Origin of the sequence: Erwinia pyrifoliae DSM 12163 (assembly GCF_000026985.1) — a bacterium.
Taxonomy (GTDB): domain Bacteria; phylum Pseudomonadota; class Gammaproteobacteria; order Enterobacterales; family Enterobacteriaceae; genus Erwinia; species Erwinia pyrifoliae.
On record NC_017390.1, the window covers coordinates 1,178,196 to 1,189,924 of the forward strand.

General features: G+C 53.5%; 11 protein-coding genes. 10 read left to right on the forward strand and 1 reads right to left on the reverse strand.

Annotated features, from left to right (window positions below):
* The first annotated feature begins 123 nt into the window (after positions 1 to 123).
* Both EPYR_RS05260 and EPYR_RS05265 read left to right on the forward strand, forming a co-directional pair.
* Positions 124 to 768 (forward strand): DUF1007 family protein, encoded by a 645-nt coding sequence (locus EPYR_RS05260; RefSeq protein WP_012667374.1) that lies wholly within the window; start codon positions 124 to 126, stop codon positions 766 to 768.
* Positions 759 to 1,745: a nickel/cobalt transporter gene (locus EPYR_RS05265; RefSeq protein WP_012667375.1), complete on the forward strand. Its 987-nt coding sequence runs from the start codon at positions 759 to 761 to the stop codon at positions 1,743 to 1,745. The genes EPYR_RS05260 and EPYR_RS05265 overlap by 10 nt, the downstream gene beginning before the upstream one ends.
* Positions 1,746 to 1,800: 55 nt before the next feature.
* Here the strand turns inward: EPYR_RS05265 and suhB are convergent, their stop codons facing one another.
* Positions 1,801 to 2,604, reverse strand: a complete 804-nt coding sequence (suhB, locus tag EPYR_RS05270) for an inositol-1-monophosphatase (protein ID WP_012667376.1) — start codon at positions 2,602 to 2,604, stop codon at positions 1,801 to 1,803.
* 262 nt (positions 2,605 to 2,866) lie between these two features.
* Here suhB and trmJ point away from each other — a divergent pair, with 262 nt between their 5' ends.
* The 8 genes from trmJ to EPYR_RS05310 all read left to right on the forward strand — a co-directional run bounded on the left by trmJ (position 2,867) and on the right by EPYR_RS05310 (position 11,727).
* On the forward strand, positions 2,867 to 3,592 hold the full coding sequence (gene trmJ, locus EPYR_RS05275; RefSeq protein WP_012667377.1) for a tRNA (cytosine(32)/uridine(32)-2'-O)-methyltransferase TrmJ: 726 nt from the start codon (positions 2,867 to 2,869) through the stop codon (positions 3,590 to 3,592).
* Positions 3,593 to 3,749: 157 nt separating this feature from the next.
* Entirely contained in the window at positions 3,750 to 4,247 is a 498-nt protein-coding gene (iscR, locus tag EPYR_RS05280; RefSeq protein ID WP_012667378.1) for a Fe-S cluster assembly transcriptional regulator IscR, read from the forward strand.
* A gap of 139 nt (positions 4,248 to 4,386) precedes the next feature.
* Entirely contained in the window at positions 4,387 to 5,586 is a 1,200-nt protein-coding gene (locus EPYR_RS05285) for an IscS subfamily cysteine desulfurase (protein ID WP_012667379.1), read from the forward strand.
* A 203-nt stretch (positions 5,587 to 5,789) separates the two neighbouring features.
* Entirely contained in the window at positions 5,790 to 7,079 is a 1,290-nt protein-coding gene (gene pepB, locus EPYR_RS05290) for an aminopeptidase PepB (protein WP_014538667.1), read from the forward strand.
* A gap of 104 nt (positions 7,080 to 7,183) precedes the next feature.
* Positions 7,184 to 7,963 (forward strand): enhanced serine sensitivity protein SseB, encoded by a 780-nt coding sequence (gene sseB / locus EPYR_RS05295; protein WP_012667381.1) that lies wholly within the window; start codon positions 7,184 to 7,186, stop codon positions 7,961 to 7,963.
* A gap of 433 nt (positions 7,964 to 8,396) precedes the next feature.
* Complete coding sequence (locus EPYR_RS05300; RefSeq protein WP_012667382.1) at positions 8,397 to 10,013, forward strand: APC family permease; 1,617 nt, start codon at positions 8,397 to 8,399, stop codon at positions 10,011 to 10,013.
* A gap of 28 nt (positions 10,014 to 10,041) precedes the next feature.
* Positions 10,042 to 10,962, forward strand: coding sequence for a dihydrodipicolinate synthase family protein (locus EPYR_RS05305; RefSeq protein ID WP_014538668.1), 921 nt, complete (start codon positions 10,042 to 10,044; stop codon positions 10,960 to 10,962).
* A gap of 72 nt (positions 10,963 to 11,034) precedes the next feature.
* A complete protein-coding gene (locus tag EPYR_RS05310; protein WP_014538669.1) occupies positions 11,035 to 11,727 on the forward strand; it encodes a GntR family transcriptional regulator in 693 nt (230 codons plus the stop codon).
* The last annotated feature ends 2 nt before the right edge of the window (positions 11,728 to 11,729 follow it).

Genomic DNA, 11,729 nt, shown 5'->3' on the forward strand with positions numbered 1-11,729 from the left:
GTAGCGGTAGAAGTATTAAGCATAGCCCCGGCAGCGTGGTCAGTAGCCCGTCAGCCCCGGTTTATGCCGAGCTTTTAAGGCAGGTCACAAAAATGAGCGGAAAATTTCTGACAGGACGTAATTTTGTTATATTATAACAAATCAACCGCCCACCTGCTGTGGCTGGTGGCTGCCGGCGCGCCAGCGGTTTCGGCACATCCGCATAGCTTTATTGCCATGCAAACCACGCTGGTTCATCAGGGCGACAGCCTTACCGGATTAAAAATGCGCTGGGTGATGGATGAAATCACCTCTGCCGATCTGCTTTATGATGCCGGTCACGCGCAACCTGATTCGGAGGTTTGGAAAAAGCTGGCGGCCGAAGTGATGGCAAATGTCCTCGTTCAGCACTATTTCACCGAATTCTGGCACCAGAAGCAGCCGGTAAAATTTGGCCAGATGCCGACGCAGTACCATCTGTCGCGCCAGGGGCACAAGGCGGTGCTGGGGTTCGTTTTACCGCTTTCTCATCCGCAGCCGTTAAGAGGCCAGCGCTACCGTTTTGCTACTTTCGACCCGACTTACTTTGTAGATATGTATTACGATTCTGAAAAAGACTTAACCGTACCGCCTGAACTGGCCTCGCAGTGCCGTTTGCAGCTACAGACCCCGCAGCCGGGTGCCTCGGTAAAGGCTTATGCGCTGGCGCTGGATAAAGCCGATGCACCGGCAGAAGAGAGGGAACTTGGCCGACAGTTTGCTCAGCAGGTGACGCTGACATGCCAGTGAATGCGCCAATAACTCGCCGATACCGTGCCTGGCCGCTGCTTCTGTTGCTGGCGCTGCTCGTCACCGGCGGGCTGCTGATTTGGCAATGCTGGCCGCAAATGCTCTGGCAAAGCGCCCTGTGGCAAAAGGATTTGCACCGTCAGATGACCCAGCTGTTGCAACAGGTCGCCGGTCATCCGCAGCAGGCGGGGCTGGCGCTGATGGGCTTCAGCCTGCTGTATGGCGTTTTACATGCCCTGGGGCCGGGGCATGGCAAGGTGATCATCACAACGTTCCTTGCCACTCATCCGACGAAAATGAAAACCAGTCTGCAACTGACGCTGGCGGCGGCGCTGGTACAGGGCTGCGTCGCTATTGCCCTGGTCATGCTGGTGCTGGGGGTGCTCCAGCTTTCTGCGCGTCAGCTGCACCTCAGCAGCTACTGGCTGGAAAAGAGCAGCTATTTGTTGGTTATCGGGCTGGGATTGTGGCTGTGCTGGCGTGCGCTAAGAAAACTGGCACTCCAGCTGGTAGCCGTGCCGCCGGGCATGAAGATAAAGCGTGTGCTGCCTCGCGGAAAGCAGCACGGCGCGCACTGTGGATGCGGTCATCAACATGTGCCGGACGTTAATACGCTGGCACCAGCACCGGGATGGCAGACAAAAATCATGGTGGTGCTGTCGATGGGATTACGCCCCTGCTCGGGCGCCATTATGATGCTGCTGTTCTCCAAAGTGGTCGGCGTCTGGTTCTGGGGCGTACTGTCGGCGTTGGTGATGGCGATGGGGACGGCGCTGACCGTCTCGGCGATGGCGCTGCTGGTGCATCTTTGCAGAAGGCTTGCGTTGCGGCTCCGTCGTGGCCATACGCCGGGCTGGCAGGTTATCGCGCTGAATGGTCTGGCGCTGCTGGGAGGATTAATGCTGGTGGCTGCGGGGGCAATGCTATGGCTTAGTGCACAACCGGCGATCTCTGGCGGCATCCGGCCTATGTTTTGACCGTTAACTGGGGGCCGATCGTCTGTTTGCGATCGGCCCTTGCGGCCTTAAACGATTAACGCTTCAGCGCTTCGCTCAGCTCATCGCGCATATTGGCCAGCATCGCTTTCACTACGCGCGGATTGCCCGCCACGATGTTACCGGAGTGCATATAGCCGTGGTTACCGGTGAAGTCGGTGACCAGACCGCCCGCTTCACGCACCAGCAGTTCTCCGGCAACAAAATCCCACGGCTTCAGACCAATCTCAAAAAAACCGTCGACGCGGCCGGCAGCCACATAGGCCAAATCCAGCGCGGCAGAACCGCTGCGGCGGAAATCAGCACACTGGGTGAACAGTTTGCCTACGATGTTGATATAAGGGGTGGCGTGCTGCTTCACTTTGAACGGGAAGCCAGTTGCCAGAATGGTGCCATCCAGATCGCGTGCGGTGCCGCCGCGCAGACGATAACCGTTCAACTGAGCGCCCTGACCGCGCACGGCGCTGAACAGTTCATTACGCATCGGATCGTAAACCACCGCCACTTCGGTGCGGCCTTTCAGGCGCACGGCGATAGAAACACTGAAATGAGGCAGACGGTTGATGTAGTTGGTGGTGCCACCCAGTGGATCGATAACCCATTGCACATCCTGATCTTCGCCCTGTAGCTCACCGCTCTCTTCAGCAATAATGGTGTGCTTGGGGTAAGACTTGCGGATCACTTCAATAATTTGGCGTTCCGCTTCGCGGCCAACATTGGTGACAAAGTCATTACTGCCTTTCTGGCTGGCTTCGACGGAGTCCGGGATTTCATAGTGCTTGGCAATGACGTTTCCGGCCTTGCGCGCAGCGCGCACGGCAATGTTGAGCATCGGATGCATAGGTAGTATCGTCTCACTGGATGTTAAAGAACGGGTTATCCTGAATATTTGCACTGGGTAAAAAGCAACGCATGAACACCTGTCCGCACCGATAGATGCGTGCCAGATAAGGCGATCCCCTTATAGCCACTGCAATTATTTGGATTTTTATCATAATCTGATAGAAAACGGCGCGTAGTATAGCAGGGAACGTCGGTATATGTCCTGAAAATATGCTAGCATCGCTAAATTATCTCTCAGACCCGGAAGACCCCTGATCCTTATGTTGCAAAATATCCGAATTGTGCTGGTGGAAACTTCTCATACCGGCAACATGGGTTCCGTTGCCCGTGCGATGAAAACGATGGGCTTAACCAGCCTCTATCTTGTTAATCCACTGGTCAAACCTGATTCACAGGCGATAGCGCTGGCCGCCGGAGCCAGTGATGTGATCGGCGAAGCAAAAATCGTTGATACGCTGGACGAGGCGATATCAGGTTGTAGCCTGGTGGTGGGCACCAGCGCGCGTTCGCGCTCATTGCCGTGGCCGATGCTGGATCCTCGGGAATGCGGTTTAAAGAGCGTCGAAGAAGGTCAGCAGGCTCCGGTCGCGCTGGTGTTTGGTCGCGAACGCGTGGGTTTGACTAACGATGAGTTGCAGAAGTGCCACTACCACGTAGCGATTGCCGCCAACCCGGAGTACAGCTCGCTGAATCTGGCCATGGCGGTACAGATTATCGCCTATGAGGTGCGCATGGCTTACCTGCAATCCGTTGAAACGCCGCAGACGCAGCCTGATGAGACTCCCTATCCGCTGGTGGAGGATCTTGAACGCTTCTATCAGCATATGGAAAAAATAATGACCGACAGCGGATTTATCCGTGCGGCCAGCCCGGGACAGGTGATGAGCAAAATGCGGCGCCTGTTTACCCGTGCTCGTCCGGAACGTGATGAACTGAATATTCTGCGCGGCATGCTGTCGTCACTTGAGAAGCGACAGGGCGATTAAGGCGGTAAAAAAACAGCACAATAGTTGAGTGAATTACTCGGTTAAATAGTTGACTGTTTTACCAGGTTAAATACTTGACCAAATTACTCGGGAATGGCAGACTGGCGAACATAATTTGTTAACACCCATCAGGGTTATAACCGAGGTTTTTTACGCCATGAGACTGACATCCAAAGGCCGTTATGCTGTTACCGCTATGCTTGATGTTGCACTGCATTCTCACGAAGGCCCGGTGCCTTTAGCTGATATTTCAGAGCGGCAGGGCATCTCGCTCTCTTATCTTGAGCAGCTGTTCTCTCGTCTGCGCAAGAATGGTCTGGTGGCAAGCGTGCGCGGTCCGGGTGGGGGTTATCTGCTGGGTAAAGCAGCCGATGCCATCGCGGTAGGTGCGGTGATTACCGCCGTTGATGAATCGGTGGATGCGACCAAATGCCAGGGCAAAGAAGGCTGCCAGGGCGGTGAGCGTTGCCTGACTCACGTTTTGTGGCGTGACCTGAGCGAGCGCATCAGCGACTTCCTCAATAACATTACCCTGGCCGAGCTGGTCAACAACCAGGAGATCCTGGATGTGGCCGACCGCCAGAACAGCAATGAAATCCGTCGTGCGCCGCATGGCCGTAAGCACGAAACCATTGACGTCAATCTGCGCGCCTGACCGCAGTGACGGCGAAGTCTTCTTCGCCCGCAGAAACGAACAAAAGGCCTGTAGCGGCCTTTTGTTCGTTTCTGCTATCCGTAAAGATCCGGGGGCGCAGAAGGGCGGCAGACAGCAACTTTCCGGAGCTTAACAAGCAATGAAATTACCGATTTATCTGGATTATTCTGCCACCACGCCAGTCGATCCGCGCGTGGCAGCCAGGATGATGCAGTATCTCACCCAGGACGGCACTTTCGGCAATCCTGCCTCGCGTTCACACCGCTTTGGCTGGCAGGCTGAAGAAGCGGTCGATGTTGCCCGTAACCAGGTAGCCGAACTGGTGGGTGCTGACCCGCGCGAAATCGTTTTTACCTCCGGTGCCACCGAAGCTAACAACCTGGCGATCAAAGGTGCAGCCACTTTCTATCAGGAAAAGGGCCGCCATATCATTACCTGTACCACCGAACACAAGGCGGTGTTGGACACCTGTGCTCATCTGGAGCATGAAGGCTTTAGCGTCACTTATCTCAACCCGCAAAGTGATGGTTCCATCACGCTACGGCAACTGGAAGACGCGCTGCGCGACGACACGGTGCTGGTGTCGATCATGCACGTCAATAATGAGATTGGCGTGGTGCAGGATATTGCCGCCATCGGAGAACTTTGCCGCGCCCGTGGCATCGTCTTTCATGTGGATGCGACGCAGAGCGTAGGCAAGTTGCCCGTTGATCTCGGCCAGCTGAAAGTGGATCTGATGTCTTTCTCGGCCCATAAGATTTACGGGCCGAAAGGCATCGGCGCACTGTATGTCAGCCGTCAGCCGCGTATTCGTCTTGAAGCGCAGATCCACGGTGGCGGACACGAGCGCGGTATGCGCTCCGGAACGCTGCCGGTGCACCAGATCGTCGGCATGGGTGAGGCATACCGTATTGCTAAAGAGGCGATGGCTGACGATATGGCGCGTATCAGCGCGCTGCGTAGCAGACTGTGGCAGGGGATTAGCCGCATTGAGGCGGTTGCTGTTAACGGCTCGTTGCAGCAGGGCGCGGCGAACATTCTCAACGTCAGCTTCGGTTACGTTGATGGCGAATCGCTGATTATGGCGCTCAAAGATCTGGCAGTGTCTACCGGATCGGCCTGTACCTCCGCCAGTATAGAGCCTTCTTACGTCCTGCGTGCTATCGGGCTGAGCGATGAACTGGCGCACAGCTCTGTGCGGTTCTCTCTTGGCCGCTTCACCAGCGAAGAAGAGATTGATTATGCTGTTCAGCTGCTGCAAAAGTCAGTTTCCCGCCTGCGTGAACATTCCCCGGCGTGGCAGGCTTTTAAAGCCAGCATGGATGTGCAGGCAGGTTAACCTGATCCACAGCCGTTTACTTAACGGGCCGGAATTATCCGGCCCGTTTTGCTCTCCATGACCGCATCCCGTGAAAACTTCCCTGACAGATTTCTGTTAGTCTGACCTGACGAATTCAACTAGCATCGTGCTACGGCGCAGCGCAGCGGTCGGCAAAACCGACGAAAATAACGAAAATGACGAAAATGATAAGGAGCCATGCGATGACCCCCCCGATGAATATTACTCTGTCAACGGCCACGGCCGACCCACGCTGGGGCGAAAAAGCGATACTGAGCAGCAACGATCAGGGTATGACCATCCACCTGAACGGCAGCGAACCGCTGGTGACCATTCAGCGCGCCGCGCGCAAAATCGACAACCAGGGCATCCGTCACGTTAGCCTGAGCGGCGAAGGCTGGGATCTGGAGAACAGCTGGGCGTTCTGGCAAGGCTATCGCGGGCCGAAAGGCGAGCGCGAAGTGCAGTGGGCAGCGTTAAGCGACACCGACCAGCAGGAACTCAAAAACCGCCTGAAGATGGTTGACTGGGTACGTCATATCATTAATCTGCCAGCGGAAGAGCTTGGCCCGGAGCAGTTGGCCACGCGTGCGATCGATCTGTTGTGTGATGTTGCCTGCGATGCGGTGAGCTATCGCATTACCAAAGGTGACGATCTGCGCCAGCAAAATTATATGGGGCTACATACCGTAGGCCGTGGCTCCTCACGCAGCCCGGTACTGCTGACGCTGGACTACAATCCGGGCGGCAACGATGCAACCCCGGTGTTTGCCTGCCTGGTTGGTAAAGGAATTACCTTTGATACCGGTGGCTACAGCCTGAAACAGAGTGGCTTTATGGACTCAATGAAGTCCGATATGGGCGGAGCGGCGACTCTGACCGGCGCGCTGGCGCTGGCCATCAGCCGTGGCCTGAACAAGCGCGTAAAGCTTATCCTGTGCTGTGCCGACAATATGGTGAGCGGCAACGCTTTCAGGCTGGGTGATATCATTCGCTATCGCAATGGCAAAAGCGTTGAGGTGATGAATACCGACGCGGAAGGGCGCCTGGTGCTGGCCGATGGCCTGATCGATGCCAGTGCGCTTAACCCGGAGCTGATTATTGACGCTGCAACGCTGACCGGCGCCGCAAAAACCGCGCTGGGGAATGATTATCACGCGTTGTTTAGCTTTGACGATGCGCTGGCCGAGTCGCTGTTAACCAGTGCTGCCGGGGAAAACGAGCCGTTCTGGCGTCTGCCGCTGGCGGAGTTCCATCGCGGCCATTTGCCGTCAAACTTTGCCGACCTCAACAATATTGCCAGCCCGGCCCATTCTGCCGGTGCCAGCACCGCAGCGGCTTTCCTGTCGCACTTCGTTCGCGACTACAAGCAGGGCTGGCTGCATATTGACTGTTCAGCCACCTACCGCAAAGGTGCCGTAGATCAATGGTCTGCCGGTGCAACCGGGCTGGGCGTGCGCACCCTGGCTAACCTGCTGCTCAGCCGCGCATAGCAAGAGGGCGGCGGTGATAAACCGCCCCTTACTGCCCCATTATCAGGGCGAGCCTGTTAGCTGGCCTGTCCGTTGAACATACCGTGTAGAACTGGAATACCCCAATGAATGACCTTAATCCGCGTCTGGAAGACGTGCTGAAACTGGCGGCGACGGAACCTGCGCACCGCCCGGAGTTTTTCGCCCTGCTGATGGAGGCCAGCGTTATCGTGCCGGGCGTCAGTGCACGGCCCGAACAGCCGATTGATGCCCGCTCACCGGTTGACTTGCAGCACTGGGAAAAAGAGGACGGTACTGACATCATTCCGTTTTTCACCTCGGTCAATGCGCTGGAGGAAGCAGTCAGTGGCGAACAGGCATATCTGGTGATGCCGGTGCGTACGCTGTTTGCCATGACTCTGGGTGAAACGTTGTTCCTCAACCCGAAGCTGGATAGCGGTAAAGAGTTTACGCCGCGTGAAATCACGCATTTACTGGGCGATGACAGCAATGCCCTTAGCCAGCAGACGGTGCTGGAGGGAGGAACCTCGCTGTTACTGTCCGAAGTCGTAACCCCCCCGGCGCAGATGGTCGATTCACTCACCCAGCTGTTTGCCGGCTTAAAGCATGTGCGTCGTGCTTACATGGCGCAGATCAAAGAGTCGGCAGACCAGCCAGCCAATCTGCTGATTGGCATTGAGGCCGATGGCGATATCGACGCGATTATTCAGGCGGCGGGCAGTGTGGCAACCGATACGCTACCGGGCGATGAACCGATTGATATTTGTCGGGTGGCAGAGGGGGAGAAGGGCATCAGCCATTTCTTTACTGCCCATATTACCCCGTTCTATGAGCGTCGCTGGGGCAGCTTCCTGCGCGACTTCAACGTTAAAAACATCGACTAAATAAACCTCGAAGGCGCATCAGCGACATCAACTATTCCCGGCAGGGGATGGATGAAAAAAGCTAAACCCCTCTGCTGCGGATGCGCCTGTAATATTGCCTCATCGTCTGATAATAGTGAGACCGACCCATTTCCCCGCAACCCTATTTGCTTATTCCTCTGTGCGAGATCACCTTTTTGATTCAAATTTTTTGAAATTTCTGGCGTTATTCATATCCGCTGTGCAATGTTGGTGCAACTGATGCATTACCAGACAGCATCACTATTCAGTGAAACTGGCATTCTGTGATTAATTATATATTTATCAATAAGTTATAATATTGGCATGGTTGCTGGAAATTATTAAAATTAACATCATATACGATATACCATTGCATTTGTTGTTTTAATGCGCTTCTGAATACGCTGATTTAATATAAAATACAGGGGTGTTTATGACTGGAAAATTTAAAAAGCAGTTAACGCTGACCGATTTAACGTTTATTGGTTTGGGTGCCATTTTCGGTTCAGGTTGGTTATTTGCCGCCAGTCACGTCTCATCGATTGCGGGACCGGCCGGGATTTTTTCATGGCTGATTGGTGGCGGTGCCGTATTGCTGCTCGGCATCGTCTTTTGTGAACTCGGCGCGGCGCTGCCGCGCGCAGGGGGGGTGATCAGCTACCCGGTATTTTCCCACGGGCCATTGCTGGGTTACATGATGGGATCCATTACCGTTATCGCTTTCACCAGCCTGGTTGCAATAGAGGTGGTTGCCGCGCGCCAGTATGCCGGAGCCTGGTTCGAACAGCTGACGCAGCCGGGTAGCAGCAACCCAACAGGGGTTGGATGGCTATTCCAGTTTGTACTGTTGTGCGGCTTTTTCTACATCAATTACAACAGCGTGAAAACCTTTGCTAAAACCAACAATATCATCAGCGTCTTCAAATTTATTGTCCCGCTACTGGTCCTGTTTACCCTTTTCACTTTCTTTAAGCCGGTCAATCTCACCATTGCAAGTTTTGCCCCCTTCGGGATGAGCGGGGTTGAAATGGCGGTATCTGCCGGAGGCGTGATTTTTGCCTACCTTGGCTTAACCCCGATTATCGCAGTGGCCAGCGAGGTCAAAAATCCGCAACGCACGATCCCCATCGCCATGATCCTGTCGGTTTTACTCTCTACCGCTATCTATGCCGCGTTGCAGCTGGCCTTTGTCGGCAGTATTCCAACCGAAATGCTGGCGCAGGGATGGCATAGTATCAGCAAGGAATTTACACTGCCTTACCGTGATATCTCGCTGATGTTAGGCGTGATTTGGCTGGGTTATATGGTGGTGGCGGATGCCATCGTTTCACCGGCCGGTGCGGGTAATATCTATATGAACGCCACGCCCCGCATCGTTTATGCCTGGGCGAGATCGGGGACGCTGTTCAGCTGCTTCACGCAGATTGACGGTAAATCCGGTATTCCACGCCGTGCGTTGTGGCTCACCTTTGGCCTCTCTATTTTCTGGACATTGCCGTTTCCATCGTGGGAAGCGCTGATTAACGTGGTATCTGCGGCTCTGGTATTAAGTTATGCCCTTGCCCCCATTTCAGTAGGCGCATTACGTAAAACATGCCCGGACCTTCCGCGTCCCTTTCGTGTAGCAAGGTACGACGTTATCGGGCCTGTGACGTTTATGATTGCATCACTGATTATCTATTGGTCGGGGTGGGCGACGCTTTCGTGGCTGTTAAGTTTGCAGATTGCCATGTTCGTTATCTATATCCTTTGTGGCCGCCATGTGCCGACTAAAAGAATCAGCCTGAAGCAGCAAATTGTTTCATCTTCCTGGCTGACTACCTACTACGCCATGATAATTGCCATTTCATGGGCAGGAAGCTTCGGCGGTCACGGCTATATTTCTCATCCAGCGGACAGTGTGGTTGTGGCCGTTGTTGCCTTTATTATTTATCAATGGGCCGTGGCCGTGAGTATTCCACATCATCTTATCGATTTTGAATATGATGAGGTGACTGACGTACAGATTGAAGAGGAAAATGTGAAAGCCTCGGTGAGTACCTACGGTTAATAATTTATTCATTCTATAAAAGGAAACTATGATGACTGACAGCGTTAACTGGTCCGGTGTATTTCCGGCAGTATCAACTCAATTCAATAATGACTATTCCATTAATCTTGAAGCAACCTATACCGTTATTAGCAATCTGGTAAAAGATGGCGTTTCGGGCCTGGTTGTTTGTGGCAGCGTCGGTGAAAATACGTCGTTGACCATCGAGGAAAAAATGGCGGTAACCCAGGTGGCAAAGGATGCTGCCCGAGGCCGCATTCCGGTGATCTGCGGTATCGCCGAATTCACCAGCGAGGGCGCTGCTAAAGTAGCCAAGTCCGTGGAAAGCGTTGGCGTAGACGGCATTATGGTCATGCCAGCGCTGGTCTATTCCGCCAAACCCCATGAAACGGCTCAGCATTTCCGCTATGTCGCCAATCATACTAACCTCCCGGTGATGGTTTACAATAACCCACCGATTTACAAAAATGATGTCACGCCGGATATCCTGATTTCTCTCGCAGACTGTGAAAATATTGTCTGCTTCAAAGACAGCTCTGGCGATACGCGCCGCTTTATTGACGTGCGTAATCGGGTTGGCGATCGCTTTGTTCTGTTTGCTGGACTGGATGACGTGGTACTGGAAAGCCTCGCCGTTGGCGCACAAGGCTGGATCTCCGGCATGTCGAACGTATTCCCCAAAGAGGGCGAAACCATTTTTCGCCTGTGCCAGCAGGGGCGTTATCAGGAGGCTATGCCAATATATGAATGGCTGATGCCTATCCTGCACCTTGATGCCCGTCCGGATCTGGTACAGTGCATCAAGCTATGTGAAGAAATTGCCGGGCGTGGCAGTGCGCTGACTCGCCCGCCACGCCTGCCTTTACAGGGTGCAGATCGTGAACACGTCTATGAAATTATGCGTGTTGCTATGGAAACCCGCCCTGTATTACCCGATGTTGGTCTTTAGTTCGCTTACCGGGAACATGTGGTAGTTCCTGAAGATATTGAAGGCCGACAGACTCTTATTTACAAGGTAAATATGAATATGTTCGAAACGCCTGATTTAAGCAGCGCGCCTTCAACTTCAGATGTCATTACGCAATATTTACGCCGGGCCATTCTGAACGGTCATTTCGCAGAGGATAAGCCTGTTCGACAGGATGAAATAGCCAGGAAATTTAACGTCAGTAAGATCCCAGTCAGAGAGGCGTTAAAAAAACTCGAAGCAGAAGGATTAGTGTTGTTTGTTAAAAATAAAGGGGCTACGGTGACGCGCATGAGTGCCGCTGAACTCGCCCAGTTATTTGAAATGCGTATTCTCCTTGAGGTGAGGCTGCTTGAGCTGGCTATTCCCAATATGGGAAAAGAAGATTTTATTTATATTGAAAAAGCCTGCAATAAATATATCTGCGACAAGAATGTGATGAACTGGGCAGTATTAAACTGGGATTTCCATCTGGCGCTTTACCGTGCGGCTAATCGCCCGCTGATTGTGGAAACCGTCAAAGCGATTAACCAAAAGCTTGAACGCTATCTACGAATGCAGCTCAGTCTGTCGAACGGCAAAGAAAAATCCGACAGCGAACACGCAGAAATTATTTCTTTCTGTCGACAGAAAAATATCGCTGGCGCCGTTAATTTGCTGAAAAAGCATATTTATGGCGTTTGCCAGTCATTATTAGACAATCTACATGTCAAATCTCGTGAACAAGGATTTGATATTATGAGGTGAGT

Excerpts from the sequence above, each read along its gene's own strand:
- EPYR_RS05265 (WP_012667375.1), top strand. The coding sequence starts at position 759 with ATGCCAGTGAATGCGCCAATAACTCGCCGATACCGTGCCTGGCCGCTG.
- suhB (WP_012667376.1), bottom strand. The coding sequence starts at position 2,604 with ATGCATCCGATGCTCAACATTGCCGTGCGCGCTGCGCGCAAGGCCGGA.
- trmJ (WP_012667377.1), top strand. The coding sequence starts at position 2,867 with ATGTTGCAAAATATCCGAATTGTGCTGGTGGAAACTTCTCATACCGGC.
- iscR (WP_012667378.1), top strand. The coding sequence starts at position 3,750 with ATGAGACTGACATCCAAAGGCCGTTATGCTGTTACCGCTATGCTTGAT.
- EPYR_RS05285 (WP_012667379.1), top strand. The coding sequence starts at position 4,387 with ATGAAATTACCGATTTATCTGGATTATTCTGCCACCACGCCAGTCGAT.
- pepB (WP_014538667.1), top strand. The coding sequence starts at position 5,790 with ATGACCCCCCCGATGAATATTACTCTGTCAACGGCCACGGCCGACCCA.
- sseB (WP_012667381.1), top strand. The coding sequence starts at position 7,184 with ATGAATGACCTTAATCCGCGTCTGGAAGACGTGCTGAAACTGGCGGCG.
- EPYR_RS05300 (WP_012667382.1), top strand. The coding sequence starts at position 8,397 with ATGACTGGAAAATTTAAAAAGCAGTTAACGCTGACCGATTTAACGTTT.
- EPYR_RS05305 (WP_014538668.1), top strand. The coding sequence starts at position 10,042 with ATGATGACTGACAGCGTTAACTGGTCCGGTGTATTTCCGGCAGTATCA.
- EPYR_RS05310 (WP_014538669.1), top strand. The coding sequence starts at position 11,035 with ATGAATATGTTCGAAACGCCTGATTTAAGCAGCGCGCCTTCAACTTCA.